17 protein-coding genes are annotated in these 20,891 nt (G+C 44.7%); 15 read left to right on the top strand and 2 right to left on the bottom strand.

Annotation, left to right across the window (positions count from 1 at the left end):
* Nucleotides 1–128: 128 nt before the first annotated feature.
* The 5 genes from MHB84_RS24540 to MHB84_RS24560 all read left to right on the top strand — a co-directional run bounded on the left by MHB84_RS24540 (nucleotide 129) and on the right by MHB84_RS24560 (nucleotide 4,630).
* On the top strand, nucleotides 129–1,433 hold the full coding sequence (locus tag MHB84_RS24540; protein ID WP_076289032.1) for an SPFH domain-containing protein: 1,305 nt from the start codon (nucleotides 129–131) through the stop codon (nucleotides 1,431–1,433).
* A complete protein-coding gene (locus tag MHB84_RS24545) occupies nucleotides 1,433–2,176 on the top strand; it encodes a hypothetical protein (RefSeq protein ID WP_076289033.1) in 744 nt (247 codons plus the stop codon). Before MHB84_RS24540 ends, MHB84_RS24545 begins: the two co-directional genes overlap by 1 nt.
* 19 nt (nucleotides 2,177–2,195) lie before the next feature.
* Nucleotides 2,196–2,582 (top strand): hypothetical protein, encoded by a 387-nt coding sequence (locus MHB84_RS24550; protein WP_076289034.1) that lies wholly within the window; start codon nucleotides 2,196–2,198, stop codon nucleotides 2,580–2,582.
* A gap of 621 nt (nucleotides 2,583–3,203) precedes the next feature.
* Nucleotides 3,204–3,788, top strand: coding sequence for a cupin domain-containing protein (locus tag MHB84_RS24555; RefSeq protein ID WP_063563127.1), 585 nt, complete (start codon nucleotides 3,204–3,206; stop codon nucleotides 3,786–3,788).
* Between the two features lie 170 nt (nucleotides 3,789–3,958).
* Nucleotides 3,959–4,630, top strand: a complete 672-nt coding sequence (locus tag MHB84_RS24560; protein ID WP_076289035.1) for a hypothetical protein — start codon at nucleotides 3,959–3,961, stop codon at nucleotides 4,628–4,630.
* A gap of 69 nt (nucleotides 4,631–4,699) precedes the next feature.
* On the opposite strand, the gene MHB84_RS24565 is transcribed toward MHB84_RS24560, so the two are convergent.
* The gene (locus MHB84_RS24565; protein WP_063563125.1) at nucleotides 4,700–5,587 is read right to left on the bottom strand and encodes a LysR family transcriptional regulator; all 888 of its coding nucleotides are present in this window, start codon (nucleotides 5,585–5,587) and stop codon (nucleotides 4,700–4,702) included.
* Nucleotides 5,588–5,699: 112 nt separating this feature from the next.
* On the opposite strand from MHB84_RS24565, the gene zwf reads away from it, so the two are divergent.
* The 8 genes from zwf (at nucleotide 5,700) to MHB84_RS24605 (ending at nucleotide 16,311) form a co-directional block, all read left to right on the top strand.
* The gene (zwf, locus tag MHB84_RS24570) at nucleotides 5,700–7,217 is read left to right on the top strand and encodes a glucose-6-phosphate dehydrogenase (RefSeq protein ID WP_076289036.1); all 1,518 of its coding nucleotides are present in this window, start codon (nucleotides 5,700–5,702) and stop codon (nucleotides 7,215–7,217) included.
* Between the two features lie 42 nt (nucleotides 7,218–7,259).
* A complete protein-coding gene (gene fsa / locus MHB84_RS24575) occupies nucleotides 7,260–7,925 on the top strand; it encodes a fructose-6-phosphate aldolase (RefSeq protein WP_024630525.1) in 666 nt (221 codons plus the stop codon).
* Nucleotides 7,926–7,984: 59 nt separating this feature from the next.
* Nucleotides 7,985–9,403, top strand: coding sequence for an NADP-dependent phosphogluconate dehydrogenase (gene gndA, locus MHB84_RS24580; RefSeq protein WP_076289037.1), 1,419 nt, complete (start codon nucleotides 7,985–7,987; stop codon nucleotides 9,401–9,403).
* Nucleotides 9,404–9,690: 287 nt separating this feature from the next.
* On the top strand, nucleotides 9,691–10,794 hold the full coding sequence (locus MHB84_RS24585) for a metallophosphoesterase (RefSeq protein ID WP_076289038.1): 1,104 nt from the start codon (nucleotides 9,691–9,693) through the stop codon (nucleotides 10,792–10,794).
* Between the two features lie 369 nt (nucleotides 10,795–11,163).
* Nucleotides 11,164–12,006: a BglG family transcription antiterminator LicT gene (gene licT, locus MHB84_RS24590; RefSeq protein WP_062328359.1), complete on the top strand. Its 843-nt coding sequence runs from the start codon at nucleotides 11,164–11,166 to the stop codon at nucleotides 12,004–12,006.
* 144 nt (nucleotides 12,007–12,150) lie between these two features.
* Complete coding sequence (locus MHB84_RS24595) at nucleotides 12,151–14,070, top strand: beta-glucoside-specific PTS transporter subunit IIABC (protein WP_076289039.1); 1,920 nt, start codon at nucleotides 12,151–12,153, stop codon at nucleotides 14,068–14,070.
* 59 nt (nucleotides 14,071–14,129) lie between these two features.
* Nucleotides 14,130–15,593, top strand: coding sequence for a glycoside hydrolase family 1 protein (locus tag MHB84_RS24600; RefSeq protein WP_076289040.1), 1,464 nt, complete (start codon nucleotides 14,130–14,132; stop codon nucleotides 15,591–15,593).
* Nucleotides 15,594–15,717: 124 nt separating this feature from the next.
* Complete coding sequence (locus MHB84_RS24605) at nucleotides 15,718–16,311, top strand: 5' nucleotidase, NT5C type (RefSeq protein WP_076289041.1); 594 nt, start codon at nucleotides 15,718–15,720, stop codon at nucleotides 16,309–16,311.
* A 33-nt stretch (nucleotides 16,312–16,344) separates the two neighbouring features.
* Here the strand turns inward: MHB84_RS24605 and MHB84_RS24610 are convergent, their stop codons facing one another.
* Nucleotides 16,345–17,226, bottom strand: coding sequence for an AraC family transcriptional regulator (locus tag MHB84_RS24610; RefSeq protein ID WP_076289042.1), 882 nt, complete (start codon nucleotides 17,224–17,226; stop codon nucleotides 16,345–16,347).
* Between the two features lie 137 nt (nucleotides 17,227–17,363).
* On the opposite strand from MHB84_RS24610, the gene MHB84_RS24615 reads away from it, so the two are divergent.
* Together MHB84_RS24615 and MHB84_RS24620 are read left to right on the top strand one after the other, a co-directional pair.
* Complete coding sequence (locus tag MHB84_RS24615) at nucleotides 17,364–20,075, top strand: alpha-L-rhamnosidase (protein ID WP_076289043.1); 2,712 nt, start codon at nucleotides 17,364–17,366, stop codon at nucleotides 20,073–20,075.
* Between the two features lie 141 nt (nucleotides 20,076–20,216).
* Complete coding sequence (locus MHB84_RS24620; RefSeq protein WP_076289044.1) at nucleotides 20,217–20,744, top strand: GNAT family N-acetyltransferase; 528 nt, start codon at nucleotides 20,217–20,219, stop codon at nucleotides 20,742–20,744.
* Nucleotides 20,745–20,891: the final 147 nt, after the last annotated feature.

Below are 20,891 nucleotides of genomic sequence, written 5' to 3' on the forward strand. Positions count from 1 at the left end.
ATTTTTGTTGAAAGATTAGCAGATAAATAAGATTTAAAATAGTTTAACTTTAGATTGTTAGAAATCGATTGTTAGTACAATTGTTTCAATGAAATTATAGTATTCTACTACTGGAGTGAGGAAGAGAAATGGCCATTATTGACGTAATCAAGTATGACGGTTCACCAGATGTATTTGCTTGGAAACATCCTGAGAATGAATTGGGAACATGGACCCAGTTGATTGTGAATCAATCCCAACAGGCGATCCTCTTTAAGGATGGAAGAGCGCTTGATATGTTCGGGCCAGGAAGACATACGCTAAGTACAGCGAATATCCCGATCTTAAACCGGCTCGTTAACCTTCCGTTCGGAGGTAAATCACCTTTTGCAGCAGAAGTGTGGTACGTCAACCAAGTAAGCGCACTAGACGTGAAATGGGGAACAGCAAATCCAATTCAGGTACAGGACCCAAAATATAATATTATCGTTCCCGTGAGAGCATTTGGACAGATGGGAATAAAAATAGCAGACTCTCGCAAATTTCTGGTCAAACTTGTGGGAACACTGCCTGAATTTAACCAGGCTAATATGGTCAATTACTTTCGCGGACTAATTATTATGAACATTAACTCCATGCTGTCTTCCTATCTAATACATAGAAAAGTAAGTGTACTGGAAATCAATGCTTATATCGCAGAAATATCACGACATTTTGCTGATACGATTGCATCTGCTTTCGAAGAATTTGGTATTGAATTAATCAACCTGTATATCCACAATGTCAATCTGCCTGAAGAGGACCCTTCGGTCATTCGTTTGAGAGAAGCGTTGGCACGCAAAGCTGAAATGGATATTATCGGGTATACCTATCAACAGGAGCGTTCATTCGATACGCTTGAAGGTGCAGCCAAAAATGAAGGAAGCATGCAATCGGATATAATGGGTGCAGGGCTTGGTATGGGGATGGGTGTTGGACTGGGAGGATCATTCAGCAGCGAGATGTCCCAGATGTCCAAAGTGATGGCTACCACGGAAACACCTGCTGTACGCATATGCAAACATTGCAGTCATCCGAACCAGGAGCATAGTTCTTTTTGCAGCAAATGTGGCAATTCACTTGCCGAAAAATCAGCAATGACCGGTTGTAACAACTGTGGACATGCCTTGCAAAAAGGGACCAAATTTTGTCCTAATTGTGGTGACAAATATCATGCATGCCCATCCTGCGGGGCAGACAATGCGGAGAATGCTTTGGAATGTGTTCAGTGTCACGAACCGATGCCTAGCCCATGTCCCAAGTGCAATCATATCAATTCGGGCCAAACTAAATTTTGCGGCAATTGCGGCTCCAGTCTGTCCTTGAAATGCAGTCAATGTCAACACGAAGTGAAGCCCGGTCAGAAGTTCTGTCTGGATTGCGGAAACAATCTGCAAGATGGAGGGCAGGCATAGTGATAATTAAACGGAGCAACCTTTTCATTTTGGATGCCATCTATCTGATCAGCATGCTTGTAGCCTCAGTCGTTTCTTTTACAGTGTTTAATCATGCCATTGTATCGTTTTCTTTCTGGATGAATCTTGTGGCTACTTATGTCGCGATTACGGCGATTTGGATTTATATTAGGTATGTCATGCTACATATGGATCGCTTTAAACAATTGGTTCCTGGTTACACAGCGTTAGGCATCGTGTTGGTGATGTATCTGATTTGTGTAATGATATATTCTCTGTTTACAGGTTTAGCAGATCATGGTCTACGCTGGTTCGTTTTGTTACATACAGTAACTTTAGCTATCGCCCTCATTCTGTGTGGCATCATTTTGATCTTTATTAAAAGTACACGTCGTAATGAAGCCGTTGAGCAAACGAAATTGGTCAATCTACATTTGATTGAGAACGCGTTGCAGCAGCTGCTTCACACGATGGAGCGCCATACCGTTCTGACTGCGGAAGAAGAGAGGAAGACCGTTCAAACATTAATAGAACTTGTAAAATATAGTGACCCGATCACTCCACATTCACTTGAATATAATGACCGCCAGATTTTGATGGATATTGAAAAGATAAACAGTGAGCTTTCAACTCATTACGAAGCAGGGGAACTGGTGAATAGCGAGCATCTTGCTTCACAACTATTCCGATTAAAGTCCCGTTTGAAAGAGCGGAATCAACAGATCGTGACAAGCAAATCATAAATTCATAGGAGGAAAAGCTGTGAAGAAATTTTTTGGAATTATATTCATTATACTTTCATCTCTGACCATCTTATTATCTATATTATTAATATCCCAGGGAACCGAAATGGCTATTATTAGTACGATTATTCTTTTTATACCTGGCGTTATCGTACTTGTTACAGGAATTAAAATGTGTAGTCGACCTAAATTCCATCCCAAGGCTGATCATTATCACTACCATTATGACAATGAAGAGGAATATGATGATGAAGGGTATTATGAAGATGAGTACCACAATCATGAATACGAGGAACCACAAGAACCTGTATCTGTGAATTGTTCGGGGTGTGGGGCAAAGGTAAAGGTTTATCCGAATTTGTCTTCGGACTGTGAGTATTGTGGAACAACGATGAGGATCTCCTAAATTACATAATAGACACCATGACCATTTTGTTGATTCCCGATGGAAGGTTTCGGTGAGTTGTCCGGGATGTGGGGCGAAGGCGAAGGTATATCGGAAGCAATCGACGGATTGTGAGTATTATGGAACAACTGTTGAAGCACCGTAGAATGATTGAGAATGGATACGAAAAGGATAAAAGGCTGATTCCTACATGGAGTCAGCCTTTTATCTTTGAGCCCGTTTTACAGATAAAAGTAAGAGAAAATCTTCTGGTACTCGCAGTTTGGAGAGAGTTCATGAGAATCTTGGTGCCTTGCACGTTTCTTTCACCAATGATGAATGGGCTGAGATTGAACGGATATCTCCCAAAGGATTTGCCGCAGGGGGAAGATACCCAGGTCTTGCTTAATTTAAGCCAAGCCTATAGATAAAATAAAACAATTAACGCCCCAGACCTGTTTTCAACAGGAAAAGGGTGTTTTTGTATTTTACTTGAGAGTGGATGATTTTCACCTAATGAATGGATGTAAGTTACACGGTTCGATAAAAATTACATTGGAGCCGTGTCCTCGGTATTATCTCCGCTAATTAGCGCATACAGTACAACAATGAGATGTATGCCTATAAGGAGGAAACAGCGGTATGACTAATCCGATTCTGCAAGCCCCGAATGTTCAGCTGGCGGCCGATTCCACAGCGGTGTTGAATTATCAGCGAGATTCGCGCAATTATATTACCCAATTGTTTGGACCGCAGCTGCCTACAATCAAAAATGGATTCTTCAATGTACACATGAGCAAAGGTATTATTGTGCAGCCACACTGGCATACAAATGTGACCGAGATGGTCGTTCTGATCAATGGTGAAATTACCACCTCTGTCTACGATCCGTTCAAGCGGGAGCGGATAAGTTATCACTTGAAGCCAGGTCAGGTTTCGATATTCCCTCAAGGATGGTTTCACTGGTTTGTGGCAGAGACCGATGATGTGCACTTGTTGACGATTTTTGATCAACCTACACCGGACATTGTGCTGGGGGCTGACTTCCTGGCTGCAACACCGCCTGAAGTTGCCCATCGTGCATACTGTATTGATGAGGAGGCGTACAGGACGGCAGTGGCATCCATCAAAAATGACGCGATTTTGGGACCGCCGATTGGATGTGTGGATTCTGTTTCCGATCAGGCGATCAAAGCTTCCAAATCTTCCAAAAATTCAAAGGGATAACGTTATTTCGTTCTCCTATCAAATGACCGATTTCAGGCCCGTGACCGGAAAATTTTCCGGTTACGGGCTTAAATTTTGTTCCAATTAACACATTCCGGATTCTCTGTTAAGATAGGCATAACATTGGCTTGTTACAGTAGTAGCACTCAAAGAATGTGGAGGGACGATCCATGACCATGACTGAGCAGGAAATGCTGGAAACCGCGATGAGCTATGCACCTGTATTGATGTTTGATCGAAATGAACCCTTTTACCCGGATTTTGTAGGCGTTTCCATTCTGAATCAATCAGGACCTTCACCGTCATTTCAACGGGAGATTCATTTTCCGGTTGAGGCGGTCCAATATGTGATTGAATTTTCGATTTGGTGGGATTATGAAATTGGGCATTTGTACGAAATGGAGCATGTGTGGATATATGTGGGCCATGACGGTGAAGTCGTGGACTGTGAAGCCAGCTTCCATGGGAGAGTACTTCGGGGATTGCTGAAAGATCGAGTTAATGTGGTTGGACGCCATGTGTGTTTATACTCGCAGCCAGGCAAACATGCTTTTTCTCCGATCCCTGTGGTGTTTGAACTGTTGCCAGATTTGTATAGTGCAGCAGGCGCCAATGCGGGTTGTGATGGTCTGCTCGTAAACGAGATGTTCAAAGATTATTTCCAGACCAATGAAGAAATTGACGCCAGCGTGCGGAGTTTTCTGCAGACCAAGGCGTTTGTTCCCTCTATGGAGTTTGAGGAGTTTGTACTTGAGCCGAGTGTATTCATGCCCTGGCAGCAACTGTTTGCTATGATTCCTGAGAGAATTGAGATCAGATTGAGAGAGCTTGAATTAAGATGAGAAAAAGTGCTTCATCATCCTTTTGGGATGACGAGGCACTTTTTTTGTACACCAGCAGACCGACGAATCTTAATCCGCCTTGAAAATGAGATCCATAAACCGGTTGGCTGCCAGTGAAATTGGCATATTACGCTTGGTCATGATGCCCACATGTGAAGGGGGCAGAGCAACATCCAGCTGAATTTCGAAGAGAGAGCCTTCTTCCAGCTCTTTGGAAATAAATTCACGGGTGACATACGATATGCCCAACCCCCTCCGTGCAAATTCGATTAACAAATCCACACTGCCGACCTCAATTTCAGGTTTGAGTGTGTAGCCATAGCTGTTGAACAGCTCCGTAATTGCCATCCGAACCCGGCTGTTTCTGGAGAAAAGAATGAGCTGATGCTCCAGCAGCATTTCCAATGTCATAACTTTATCCTTAAGTTGAGCATAACGTTCGCCCGCGACAAAGCAGTCTTTGAGCTGGATACTTTCCCTGACCTCAAGTTGTGGGTCAACGATAGGCATACGCACAACACCCAGATCAATTTTGCCTTCTTTCAAAAACGTGATAACTTCCGGCGTTGTCCCATGACTTAGATGCAGCTTGATGTTGGGGTAGAGTACATGAAATTCTTCCAGATAGGACAGCATGTAATGCTTGAACAGCGAATCACTGCCACCAATCCTTAGTTCTCCGTTGTCTAAACTCTTCAATGCAGCCATTTTCTCCTCGGCCAGCGAGATCAAAATCTGGGATTGTTCAATATAGGAATACAAACTTACACCTTCCTGTGTTAACGCAACTCCCTTGGAATTCCGGTAAAACAGCGTGAGACCAAAGCTTTCTTCCAACTGTTTGATGGCATGGCTGACACTTGGTTGAGTAATATATAGCGCTTTGGCGGCTTGGGTCAAACTGCCTGTTTTGGCAGCCCAATAGAATACCTTATATAGTTCATAATTTGTTGTCATAGATATCGTCTATAGCTCCTGTGAAATATATTAATTACTTGTATGGCTATGAAACGTATTATAGTGTAACTACAGCAAAGAAACCAGAGTTACTTGGAAGGAGAATAGTGAGATGGAACCAACGAGCATTATTTTATTTGGTGCGACTGGCGATTTAGCCAAAAGAAAAATATATCCAGCCTTATATAATTTATACATTGAGCAAAAACTTCCGGCATCCTTCTCGCTGATTGGCTTGGGACGCAGAGAATGGTCTGATGAATTCTTTCAGGCACAAGTGGAAAAATCATTAAATGAATTTTCCAGACGCCCTGCTGATCCTGAACTTGTAAAATCATTCGTACAGGCTTTCCGTTACAGTGTATTGAATATAAGCCATAAGGAAGATTATATAGAGCTGTTAAAGTTAGTGGAACAAAGAGAGGCTGAACTTGGCATTCCATCCAACCGTCTGTTCTACCTTTCGGTTGGCCCAGAATTCTTCGAACCCATTGCAGAGAACATTCAGGGTAGTGGACTTGGATCAACTGAAGGCTGGAAACGCCTTGTGATCGAAAAGCCATTTGGACATGATCTACAATCGGCTCGTGACTTGAATCGCAAGTTAAGCGAAGCATTCACGGAAGAAGAAATTTATCGGATTGACCACTATTTGGGCAAACCGATGGTGCAGCGTCTTGAAACCTTGCATCAAAGCAATCCGATCATGAAGGCATTGTGGAACAACCGTTATATCTCCAATGTGCAGATCACCGCTAATGAGACTGTTGGTGTGGAAGAACGGGCATCCTATTATGATCATGTAGGCGCCGTGCGTGACATGTTCCAGAATCATATGCTGCAATTGCTTATGATGATGGCGATCCAACTTCCATATAACAGCACCACGGAAAAAGTCGGTTTGAAGAAAAAACACATCATGGAATCGATCGAGCCACTGCAAAAGCAAAACGTGGGTGCAAGTGTCATTCGCGGACAGTATGCTGAAGGAAACATTCAAGGCAAATCCGTTAGCGGATATGCAGCTGAACCGGGTGTTGCCGAGAATACGATGAATGATACTTTTATTGCTGCAAAATTGCAGATTGATGACTTTTTCTGGCGCGGAGTACCTTTCTATATCCGTACCGGTAAACGAATGAAGGAAAAATCAACTCGCATCGTCATCGAATTCAAGGAACCATCTGGACAGGCTAACGTGGTTAACGGTTCCAAACCGAACCTGCTTGTGATTGAGATGAGTCCTGACCAGAGCATGACGCTGCAGCTGAATGCGAGCGACCCGCAAAACAAAGGGGAGTTCAAACCTGTTCATATCGATCTGTCACCAGATCGTGAGGATCTGGCCGAGGCTTATGAGAACTTGATTCATGACGCATTGCATGGTGATCCAACGTTCTTTGCCCATTGGGATGAAGTAGAACTTTCTTGGGCTTGGGTACAACCTATTCTGGATGCATTCCAGGAGAATTTGCTCCCACTTCATCTGTATCCGGCTGGAAGTTATGGACCAGCAGAGTCGGATGCGATGCTCGCTGCGGAAGGGCACCACTGGTGGTTTGACCAACCTGCCGATCAGCAGGCTGAAGATGATATTGAAGTTCCTCTGGCTGTTAATGCAAATCTGTAACATAAAAAAACAAAAAAACATATCCCTTGGAGGTAATTGAATATGAAATTTTTCATCGATACAGCAAACTTGGTAGACATCAAAAAAGCATACAAAATCGGAGTCCTGTCTGGTGTAACAACGAATCCTTCTCTGGTAGCCAAAGAAGGCGTGAAATTCGAAGACCGCATTGAAGAAATTTTGCGTGAGGTACCTGAAGTTGAATCCGTATCTGCAGAAGTAACACCAGATGCAATCACAGCTGAAGAGATGATAGCTCAAGCAGACGAACTGATCAAAATCAATAACAACGATAAAAACATCACAATCAAGCTGCCAATGACACTTGCAGGACTGGAAGCTTGCCGTTACCTGACTAAAAAAGGTGTGAAAACCAACGTAACGTTGATCTTCACAGTGAACCAGGCGCTGCTTGCTGCTCGTGCCGGTGCAACATATGTATCCCCGTTCCTTGGACGTCTTGATGACATCTCCGAAGATGGCGTGCAATTGGTTGCCAAAGTTGCTGAGCTGTTCCGTACACATAACCTGGATGCACAGATTATTGCGGCTTCTGTAAGACATCCGGATCACGTTACACGTGTAGCAATGGCAGGAGCACATATCGCTACTGTTCCATTCTCCGTCATTGAACAAATTTCCAAACACCCGCTGACAGATCAAGGGATGGACAAATTTGCAGCAGACTGGAAAAAAACAGTTCAGTAATAAAGATTGTTGATCTCGAATTTTAACCTACTATATATAAAGAGTATTGGGAGGACATAATGAGTAAACAACAGATCGGTGTCATCGGACTTGCAGTAATGGGTAAAAACCTTGCCCTTAATATTGAAAGCAAAGGATTCTCGGTATCGGTATTTAACCGTTCCCCGGAGAAAACGAATGATCTTCTCAAAGAAGCCGAAGGCAAAAACCTGACAGGCGCATTCACGATTGAAGAGTTCGTAGCTTCCCTGGAATCCCCACGCAAAATCCTGATCATGGTTCAAGCAGGTAAAGCAACGGACGCTACCATTGAACAATTGCTGCCACACTTGGACGAAGGCGACATCATTATTGATGGAGGGAATGCATACTTCCCTGACACCCAACGCCGCAGCAAAGATCTGGAAGCCAAAGGTTTCCGCTTCATTGGTGCGGGTGTATCCGGTGGTGAAGAAGGGGCGTTGAAAGGCCCGGCAATCATGCCAGGCGGACAAGAAAGTGCGTATGAGCTTGTTGAACCCATTCTGACAGCCATTTCCGCTAAAGTAGGCGACGATGCTTGCAGCACATATATCGGACCAGATGGTGCCGGACACTATGTGAAAATGGTGCACAATGGTATCGAATACGGGGATATGCAGTTGATCGGAGAAGCATATCATTTGCTCAAATCCGTGCTGAATGTGTCCGTTGAAGAATTGCATGCAATTTTCTCTGAATGGAACCAAGGTGAGCTGGATAGCTACCTGATTGAAATCACGGCAGACATCTTCTCCAAATATGATCCGGAAACGGGCAAACCAATGGTTGATGTCATTCTGGATGCAGCTGGACAAAAAGGAACAGGAAAATGGACAAGTCAAAGCGCACTGGATCTCGGCGTACCATTGTCCATGATTACGGAATCCGTATTCTCCCGCTTCCTGTCTGCAATGAAAGACGAACGTGTGGCAGCAAGCAAAATCTTGAATGGACCAGCAACTGAAGCATTCTCTGGCGACAAAAAAGCGTTCATCGAAAATGTTCGCAAAGCACTGTTTGCAAGTAAAATCGTATCCTACGCACAAGGCTTTGCCCAAATGCGTGCAGCTTCAGACGAGTATGGCTGGGATCTGAAATACGGCAACATCGCTATGATCTTCCGTGGTGGCTGCATCATCCGTTCGCAGTTCCTGCAAAACATCAAAGAAGCATATGATAAGGATGCAGAACTGAAAAACCTGCTTCTGGACCCATACTTCCAAAACATTGTTGAATCCTACCAAGGTGCATGGCGTGAGGTCGTTGCAGCTGCGGTAACTCAAGGAATTCCGGTTCCTGGATTCTCCAGCGCGTTGTCTTATTATGACAGCTACCGCACTGAGCGTTTGCCTGCGAACCTGTTGCAAGCGCAACGTGACTACTTTGGCGCTCACACATTCAAACGTGTGGACAAAGAAGGTTCATTCCACTTCCAATGGATGGACACTAACGAGTAATATGTAATTCGAGATCATTCAGCATTCCTGTGCTCGTTCATGATGTTAGTCAGTCATGAGCGGACGCAGGAATGCTTTTTTTATTCAGATGACAGGCTATGGGTCGACGTATCGCCTAAATAATGATTGGAATTTAAGTATTCCAAATTGTAATAAAATGTACGCATCTGAGGAATGGAAACAGATGTCCTCACCCCTTTAACTACGTTATACTTGTTCAGATGGACTGGAATTTGGTTAAGAGAAAATTCAGCAATCAACTTATTGACGTGGAGGTTAACAGAGGCATGTTTGTACTTGCAGGCATCTTGTTTTTGGTTGTGTATGGTTTATTAGTGTTTTACATAGGACGGAGCGGATGGAGCTGGATGAAGCCGGTTGTATCTGCGAGATTTCGTTGGTTTTACATCGTTGCGCTTGTATTTCTTGCAATTTCTTTCATATTGGCAAGGTTGTTTGGAAGTATTTCCTTCCTGAGTGTTATCGGTTCATACTGGCTTGCAATCTTTTCTCTGCTGTTATTGATCCTGCCGGTGGTTCATCTAACGTTATGGTTACTTAGACTAACCCGTATTCCAAGACATTACGCTCATAAATGGGCAGGTGTGGTCACTCTCGTGCTGTTGCTGTCCACGTTGGGCTATGGTATCTATAACGCCTATAGTCCAGTCGTAAGACAATACAGCATTCAGATTGATAAAAAAGTGGAAGGTGTCGACAGCCTTAACATTGTTATGGCTGCGGATATGCACTTTGGCCTGCTGTCCGGCCCTGCTCACGCTAAACGAATGGTGGAAGAAATTAACGCGTTGAAGCCGGATTTGGTACTGTATCCTGGTGATATTATCGATGACAACCTGGATATGTACCTCAAGAGTGGAATTGCGGATATTATCAGCGGTATTCAGGCCCCTTATGGAGTTTACGCCTCACTGGGCAATCACGACAAGTATAATGGTCCGATCGAGGATCTGATTGCTGCTCTGGAGAAGAGTAATATGCAAGTTCTGTATGATGATAAAATTACATTGGACGATAAGATTACGCTAATTGGACGGAAAGACCGAACAGAGAAGGATCGGGCAGAAGTAGCGACATTGATGCAAGATACCGACTTAAGCAAACCTGTGCTCATGATGGATCACCAGCCTTATGATTTGGATATTGCGGAGCAAAACCATGTAGATTTAGTTGTGTCTGGTCACACCCATCGTGGTCAGATCGCACCCGCTCAGTTTATTACTAAGGCTATCTACGAGAATGATTGGGGTTATCTGCAAAAAGGGTCCATGCACTCGATCGTCACCTCGGGATTTGGCTTCTGGGGACCTCCGATTCGTACTAGCAGTCGTTCGGAGATTGTACAGATTCATGTGACGTTCCAGCAATGATTAGCGATATGAGTAACAGTGAGTCCTTCGGAAGAAGGGCTCCTATTTGTGCTCAAGGCTGAGAGTTACCGTGAAAAGAAAAAAATTCCATTTTGAGTAGAAGACTTCTCCAGTTTGTTTGTGTATCAACATGTACATATTAAGACAGCATACCCTCACTCGTGGAACTATAGGGAAATATTTGTTGAAAGCAAGACAAAGTAAAATAACAGTGGTAGCATTTTGGGTTGACACCGTTTTCAGGTTATGATAGATTATATCCGAGGCTTGTTACCGGTAATGCGGGCAAAACCACTATGGAAATGATTTTATTATTTCTATTTTGGTTTTGCCCTTTTTTAATCCTCAAAAAAAACAGGTGGGTCCAACATGATTATTAAACAGATATTTAATAACAATATTGTCAGTACCGTGGATGACAAAAATCAGGAACTGCTGATCCTCGGCCGGGGTATCGGGTTTAAGTTCAAGGCGGGCGATGAGATTGATGAAGAACGGATTGAGAAAGTATTCCGGCTTCAGGATGCATCGATCTATGAGAAGTTCAAGTCCATCGTCACGGAAGTGCCGATTGAAATTCTGCAGGCGACAGATGATATTGTGACACTGGCACGTACACAATTGAACAAAACCATCAGTGACGGGATTTATGTCTCACTGTCGGATCACATTCATTTTGCTGTCCAGCGTCTGGAAAAGGGAATGATTACACGAAATCCGCTCTCCTGGGAAGTGCAGCATTTCTACAAGGCCGAGTTCGACGTGGCCCGGGAAGCGCTCACCCTGCTGAAGGAAAGACTGGATGTGGAGTTTCCGAAGGATGAAATATGCAACATAGCGCTGCATTTCATCAATGCGGAAGTCAATGATTCCATGAACGATGTCACTCATTTGATGCAGCTGCTTCAGGAGATCATGAACATTATCAAATATCACTTCAATGTCGAATTGGATGAAGATAGCGTCAACTATTTCCGTTTCATTACTCATTTGAAGTATTTCTGCCAACGGGTAATTACTCACTCGTCACATGACGATGCGGAGGAGTATTTATACGAGGTCGTACGGAAAAACTATCCCGAAACCTTTAAATGTATCGGCAAGATTGAGACTTTTATCCATAAGAACTATCAGTATGATATGACGCATTCGGAACAGTTGTATCTGACCCTTCATCTGGAGCGGTTAATGAAACCGAAGCGTGACCAATGAAATATCAGCACATGAACCAGAACCTAACTAAATATCAATTGGGCTTGTTACTGTTCAATCAGGCAATACCCGAATGAATGACACGTAGAAGACGTGGCTATTTGTTCGGGTATTTTTTATTGGAAAAATGAGGAGGAAATGATCATGAAACATCAGGAAACGGCACAGGAAATCATCAAAGCCGTTGGGGGAACAAACAATATCAACTCGGTGTATCATTGCGTCACACGACTGAGATTTGATCTGAAAAATAACGATAAAGTGGACAATAACTCACTTAAGAAACTGGATAAAGTCATGGGAACAAATATCTCAGGAGATCAATTCCAGGTGATTATCGGGAATGACGTGTCCAAAGTATTTGATGCTATGGTGAAGGAACATCCGGCAATACAGCAAAGTACAGAAAATAAACAAGCTAAACCGGAAAAAAATAAAAATGTAATTCTTAATATTTTTGAGACGATTGCGGGTGTCTTCGCACCAATGCTGCCAGCGATTACAGCTGCGGGTATGCTCAAAGGATTACTTGCATTATTCGTATCCCTGGAGTGGATGTCAGCAGGTACTGACACGTACCGTATCCTTTCCGCCATTGGGGATGGCGTATTCTACTTCCTTCCATTGCTGATTGCGGTTAGTGCCGCTCGCAAATTCGGCAGTAATCCGTTTGTTGCCATTGCGCTAAGTACTGCGCTGATGTATCCCGATATGGGCGCAATGCTATCCAGCGGTGAATCGGTTGCGTTTATTGGCATTCCGGTAACGGCTGTCAGCTATGCCTCATCGGTTATTCCGATTTTGCTTGCCATATGGCTGATGTCTTATGTTGAGAAATGGGTTGACCGCGTTATTCCGGCAGCATTGAAGTTGCTGCTTGTGCCACTGATTACCTTGCTTGTTATGGTTCCGGTAACGCTGATTGCGATCGGTCCACTGGGTACATTTGTAGGTAGCGGCTTGTCCGGTGGTATTAACTGGCTGCTGAACGAAGGCGGATTAATTGCAGGGATTGTTCTGGGCGGCGCGATGGCGCTCATTATTATGACAGGTATGCACTATGCGCTCGTACCGATCATCCTGAGCAATATTGCTACATTAGGCTTCGATAAATTTTTGCCACTGACGTTCATCTCCAATATGGGACAGGCCGGAGCGACGTTGGGCGTATTCTTCCGTGCAAAAGACAAAAAGCTCAAAACCGTTGCATTGTCCACCAGCTTTACAGCTCTGATGGGTGTAACCGAGCCAGCTATGTACGGCGTGAACATGAAATATAAAAAACCGTTTGCCGCTGCGATGATTGGTAGTGCCGTGGGTGGCGGATTCGCTCTTGCTTTTGGAGCCAAAGCTTATGTGCTTGCAGGTAACGGTGGTCTTCCGGGTCTGCCATCCCTGATCGGACAAACCTTCTGGTACTCCTTTGGCGGTATGATTCTTGCCTTTGTTGTGGGTGCAATTATGTCTACTGTGTTCGGGATCAAGGAAGAAGAGGGCGATGCCGAGGCGTTGGCTCAATTCTCACCAGGCGCTTCTGCGGCACCAGCGGCAGCACCGTCCAGCAATGCTGTAACCGTGAACGTGGACGATATGGGTGCTCCAACACCGACAAGTGATGCAGTAGCCTTTGCACCGATGACGGGTAAAGCGATCGCACTCAAAGAAGTTAATGATCCAACGTTTGGCGATGAATTGATGGGTAAAGGTGTGGCATTTGTTCCAACGGTGGGTGAACTGGTGTCACCAGTTACAGGTACCATCATGAATGTGTTCAAAACGAAACACGCGATCGTGGTCCGCAGTGATAACGGAATGGAGCTTCTGATCCATGTGGGGATTAACACCGTGAAACTGCGCGGACAGTATTTTGAAGCCCATGTCGCTACGGGAGCACGTGTACAGGCTGGAGACAAACTACTCACGTTTGAACTTGATCAAATTGCCAAGGAATATGACATTACAACGGCGATGGTCGTTACGAATACAGCAGATTACAAGCAGGTTCTGCCTGTGAAATTGGGAGCAATTACGACAGGTGAAGAAGTATTGAAAGCTGAAATTTAAATTCTAAAGACGAACTTAAGACGAAATAGACGACATCAATAAGAAGAGGAGAGATACGCATGATCAATCGACAAGGGTTTCCAGAAGGTTTTCTGTGGGGCGGCGCAATTGCCGCCAACCAGGCTGAAGGTGGATTTGATGCAGGGGGCAAAGGCTGGTCAACTGCGGATATGGTTCCTTATTTTGAGAAGAAGGATTACACCAACCTTAGAGAACTGATGCACGTGACCAGTGCAACAGTTGAGAAAGCGATGGCTCACCACAGCGCGAAGGGATACCCGAAGCGTTACGGTATTGATTTCTATCACCGCTTCAAAGAGGACATTGCGTTATTCGCTGAGCTGGGTTTTAAGACATTCCGTCTTTCCATCAACTGGCCGCGTATTTTCCCGAACGGGTATGATGCGGAGCCGAATGAAGAAGGATTACGTTTCTATGATGAAGTATTCGACGAATTGCGGAAGCACAATATTGAACCTCTCGTGACGCTCTCTCACTATGAAATGCCAATGTCATTGGTATTGAAATACAATGGCTGGGCAGGACGGGAAGTGATCGGACATTTTGTAAGATACGCCGAGACTGTCATGAATCGCTACAAAGACAAGGTGAAGTACTGGTTGACGTTTAATGAGATCAACACAACCATTATTGAGCCATTCACGGGTGGAGGCATCATTGAGGATCGTGTCGATAACGTGATGCAAGCTTCCTATCAAGCACTTCACCATCAGTTTGTTGCCAGCAGTCTGGTAACGCAGAAGGCGCGTCAGATTAACCCGGACTTCCAGATTGGCTGTATGCTTGCGCGCATGATTCACTACCCAGCAACGTCGAAGCCGGAAGATGTACTGCAAGCTCAGATCGATAATCAACTGAACCTGCTTCATACTGATGTACAAGTGCGAGGCAGTTATCCAACCTTTATGGCTCGTTACTGGGCTGAGCATGGCATCTCCATTGCGATGGAACCTGAAGACGAAGCGATTATGAAAGAGCATACGGTTGATTTCATCTCGTTCAGCTATTACACATCGCTGGTATCCGCAGTGAATCCGGAGGAATATGGAGTAACTGGCGGCAACCTGTACAGTACGATCAAGAATCCGAACCTGGAGCGTACAGAATGGGGCTGGCAGCTTGATCCGATCGGACTTCGTGTGGCGTTAAAAGAGCTGTATGACCGTTACCAACTGCCGTTATTTGTCGTGGAGAACGGACTTGGTGCCAAGGATACGGTAGAGGACGACGGTTCCATTAATGATGATTATCGGATCGATTATCTGAGAAAACATATTACACAAATGAAAGAAGCAGTCATGGATGGGGTAGACCTTATGGGTTATACCAACTGGGGTGCGATTGATATCATCAGTGCGTCCACTTCGGAAATGTCCAAGCGTTATGGCGTAATCTATGTCGATCAGGACGACAACGGACAAGGCACATTGAATCGCTATAAGAAAAAGAGCTTTGGTTGGTATCAGAACGTCATCGCTACGAATGGCGAAGATTTGGGTTGATTTCGGGGGCAGTCCTTGCGCAGCAGTTATTGCGGCGCAGGGGCCGCTTTTTATTTTGAGCTCAAAAAGGATAGCGCTGTTACATTGATGATGATATACTGTGATCCTATTGGAGGGGATAATGATGAAAAAACCTATTATTGCTGTAGATATGGATGATACCATATGTCATCTGGTCAAGCGAGCCATCTATCATAACAACATCAACTTCCCAACCCATCCGCTGCGATATGAGGATATGATACATTGGGATACATCCCATCTGCGCCATCCGGATTGTACGCATGATGTATTTTATGGTCGGCCAGGGCTGTTTGAGGAACTGGAGATTTACGATGAATATGTAGTAGAAGAGGTGGAAAAGCTCCATCAAGCCTATGACCTGCTGATCCTAACAGCGGCTGAGCCCAAAACGGTTGTAGAGAAGTGGAATTGGCTCCAGAAGCATATGCCATATATATCTCCAGAACAGTTTATAACATGTAAACGGAAGAACTTGATTAACTTCGATCTGTTAATTGATGATGGGGCACATAACCTGATACCCGCGCTGAATGACGGAAAAAAAGTCATCTGTATCCCTCATCCATGGAATATAAATGAACGGGAGCAACATCAGTTTCCGTTGATGACCTCTTGGAAAGGTGCAAAGGCTTATGTAGATCGTCTGCTTGAAAGAGAACATGAAGAGATTAAGTTTGATCCTGTAAAGAGATGAGCCTTAAGAAAGGAACGGAAGACAGGAACACACTTAATTCAATGGTTCTGCTCTGAAGTTCCTGCGATAGCCTTGAGGGGTTTCTCCCGTAATTCGTTTAAAGACGGCGTAAAATGAATCTACATCACGGTAGCCTACAAGTTCAGCAATTAAACTGACTTTATGTTGTGAATTCTTCAGCAATTCACAGCTTTTTTGTATGCGCAAATGTTGCAGATAAGCACCAAACGTCCGCCCGGTATGGGTCACGAACATGCGTCCAAGATGTCTTTCGCTCCAACCAGAAATATTCACCAGTTCGCTTAGACGGATTCGTTCGTTAACATGTTGGTCCAGGTAATGAAGGATATGTTCCATATCAGTCCCATTTTCCTTCTCATTGCAGGTAGCTTGATGAATCTGTCTGTACGTTGTCACGACGAGTTGGCTAACAAGTGTATACAGGATCGTGGAAGAGCCAATTCCCGGAACGGCAGATTCGCGATACAGCTTTACCATTAATTCTTCCATCCGCTGGCTGTAATCTGTGATGGATACATAAGGAACCCGATTCTTTTCCAGGTCTGTCAGATGGTTTCGAATCTCCTGCTCCTGAATAATAATGGACAAGGTGTGGATCAGTTCGGAATTGAACAGACAGTTATAAATAATGAGTGGGTGCTCTGATACATTCGCGGTAGCTGGGCGGAATACATGAGGAACGCCGACCGGAATAACAAATAACATCCCTTTGTGTACCGGAATAATATCTTCACCAATGTGATGAAAGCCCTTTCCTTCTGCCACATAACTATACTCAACAAACTCGTGTGCGTGAAAAGGAACCACAAAATCTTCGGAACATCGGTTCACGAACAGCTTCAGATTATTTTGGAAAAAGGATTCACTCTTAAACAGTTGTACGGTTGGATTCACGGAATAGCCTCCTTGGTTGGCATGACCAGATTACCGGGTTAAACTGTCCTCATTGCCGGGTATTTCCGATCATAGAATCGATATAATTATATCGTAACCTTGATTTGGAAACCACGATGGAAAGGGATGTTTCTCTGATGTTGACTGTAAGTCATCTGCGTTGTGAGTATAGAATAAATCCGATTGGACTAGATATCACGTCACCCAGATTAAGCTGGCATTTGCATTCCGATCTCAGAAATTGTGTACAATCAGATTATCAAATTCAGTTGTCACGGACGGAAGATATGGCTCAAATTGAATGGGATTCCGGCAAAAAGAGCTCTGATCAATCCATTCATGTTGAACTGGAGCACTGGGTGCCCGAAGCACGAACCCGCTACTATTATCGCATTCGTGCCTGGGATCGTGCAGGAGATGAATCGGACTGGTCGGAGATAGCGTATTTTGAGACGGGATTCATGAGTAGTGAAGATGCCTGGCAGGCGGAGTGGATCACAGTCGATCCTTCCTCTAAGCAGGATGAGTCTTGCCCACGACTGCGTACCTTGTTTGAACTGAAAAAGCCTGTCGCTTCGGCCAGAATATATGTGACTGCACTTGGATTGTACGAACTTCATCTGAATAATCAGCGAGTGGGCGAAGCATACTTCACCCCGGGCTGGACCAGTTATAGTAAGCGGTTGCAATATCAGGTCTATGATGTTACCGATCAGCTTCAGAATGGACAGAATATACTCGGTGCTTATCTGGGAGATGGCTGGTACAAAGGACATTTGGGATGGGAGAAAAAGCAGAAGATATACGGTACGAACGCAGGTTTGCTGCTGGAACTTCATATTCATTATACCGATGGTTCAGAAGAACATATTATTTCGGATCGAAACTGGAAGAGTTCCCCCAGCGCCATTCGAAGCTCGGACATTTATATGGGCGAAACGTATGATGCACGTATGGAATCCGAATGGCAGGATTCATCCTCAGTCCAATGGTTGCCAGTACGTGTGCTGGATTACTCGAAGGAGATTATTATTGCACAAGAGAACGTTCCCGTAACGCCAATTGAGCAAATTAAACCTATCGCTTTGCTTACAACTCCACTGGGAGAGCGTGTGCTGGATATGGGACAGAATATGGTCGGTTGGGTGAGATTCAGCATTCAGGGTGAAACGGGGCATACGGTTGAGTTGCTACATGCCGAGATATTGGATCATCAGGGTAATTTCTACACTGACAACCTGCGTGGGGCAACGCAGTGTATCCGCTATACTCTAAAAGGCGCTGGAGTAGAGACGTACGAGCCACGTTTCACATTTCAGGGATTCCGTTATGTGAAGTTGATTGGATTCCCGGATGAGATTCGGCTTGAGGATTTCACAGGTGTAGTTCTGCATTCCAATATGGAGCGAACCGGTGATTTTAAAAGCTCCAGTTCACTCGTGAATCAGCTTCATCACAATATATTGTGGGGGCAAAAAGGGAATTTCGTTGACGTACCGACAGATTGTCCGCAGCGTGATGAGCGGCTGGGCTGGACGGGAGACGCGCAGATGTTTATACGAACATCCTCATACCTGATGAACACGGCGCCTTTTTTCACCAAATGGCTGAGGGATCTGCAGGCGGATCAGGGAGAGGATGGAGGCATTCCTTTCTACGTTCCTGATTTGAGGAGTTCGACGTCAGACGGGTGGGCGGATACGAATCATTCTTCCGCTGCCTGGGGGGATGCCGCGGTGATCTGTCCATGGACGATTTACGAGATGTACGGGGATGTCAGGCTGTTGGCTGAGCAATATGACAGCATGAAGCGCTGGATTAATTACATTCACGCTCAAGGAGAGAATCCTTACTTGTGGAATACTGGCTTTCATTTCGGGGATTGGCTCGGGCTGGATTCCAAGCCGGACAGCTATATTGGGGCTACAGATAAGGATTTTGTAGCAACTGCTTTCTATGCCTATTCTGTTTCTCTAACACGGAAGGCTGCTGAGGTGTTAGGGCAGGCGGAAGATGTAACTTATTATGATAATCTGCATGACAACATTGTTGCTGCATTTCAAAATGAATTTGTGACACCTGCGGGCAAACTTGCAGTTCCCACTCAGACCGCGCATGTACTTGCTTTGCATTTCGACCTATTGGATTCAGCAGCTCGGAAACGTACCATTGATCAGTTGGGAAAACTGGTTGCGGACGCTGGAAACCACTTGACCACCGGATTTGTTGGAACACCTTATCTGAATCCGGTATTGAGTGATACGGGACATCATGATCTGGCCTATACGCTACTCTTTCAGGAAGACTATCCATCCTGGTTATATCAAGTGACACAAGGTGCAACTACGGTTTGGGAGCATTGGGACGGAATAAGGGAGGATGGCAGTCTGTGGAGTGCAGACATGAATTCATTCAACCATTATGCTTATGGAGCCATAGGGGAGTGGTTATATCGTTATGTTGCCGGAATTAACACAGATGAGCAACAGCCCGGGTTCCGGATCGTACACATCGAGCCCAAACCAGGACCAGGACTGGAGTGGGTGGAAGCGAGTTTCGAGACCATGTACGGTTCTGTCACATCCAACTGGTATCTCCGCGGTAATAACGAGATGGAGGTTCGTGTGACCATTCCTGCCAATACGACGGGCACGGTCCTTCTGCCTGGAGCAGATGTACAGACAGTTCTGGAGAACGGAAAAGCGGTGGACCAAATAGCGGACATTCACGAAATTCAAACGCAGGGATCAGATGTACGAATTGCTCTGGGATCAGGAAGCTATCAATTCACTTACAAGGTAATTCAAGCAGATCAGGAAGTGCACGCACAACAGGTGGAATCCGTATAACTAGTGTGCATTAGAGGAATAAGCAAGCAGGATCGTGAACTAATATAATAGCGAAAGCTGGACCCGAGTAGAGGATCTGCACACGCAGGTTCTCTTTTTTACTTGGATGGAGAAATTATGAGTAAGGAGGAAGTACGTAAAATGAGCAAAGAAAAAGTTAGATTGGTTAAACCTTCAGCGCAATATAAAGAAGCGTATGTAGCATTTTATGAAGACTGGGTTGCAAGCGGAGAATCGATGGTGCCGTGGGTCATTTCGAAAGAACCCTATCCTTTTGAAGAGATGTTAGCTTTTTTGGAACGTAGCGAACAAGGCATCGATATCCCTGAAGGCTGGGTCAGGGACAGTACATACTGGCTTGTGACGGAGAGTGATCGAGTTGTTGGAGCCGTAAACATACGACATGAATTGAATGAGAAGTTGTTCCATAGCGGAGGGCATATTGGTTATGGAGTTCGTCCAGGTGAGCGACAGAATGGATACGGTGCGGAGATCCTCAAGCTTTCCTTGGAAATTACCAAAGATCTCGGAATTACCAAAGTATTAGTCGTATGTGATGCGCATAATGAGGCATCCCGAAGAGTTATTCTTCGTAATGGGGGTATCCAAGATCAAGACTATGTAGAGCCTGACGGGAATATCGTTGAGCGGTTCTGGATAGGCAATTAGCTAATGTCGAATGATGCTGAATATTGTTGTAATTTAACAAAAATAATATAGATCATGATTGTAATACCCACGTCTGCTGATTAAAATAAAGGTTAGAATCTGGATTGCGGCCGGAAACTATCATCCTATCAGGCATAAGTGAGGTTT

It is taken from the genome of Paenibacillus sp. FSL F4-0087 (assembly GCF_038020215.1).
In the GTDB taxonomy this organism is placed as follows: domain Bacteria; phylum Bacillota; class Bacilli; order Paenibacillales; family Paenibacillaceae; genus Paenibacillus; species Paenibacillus taichungensis.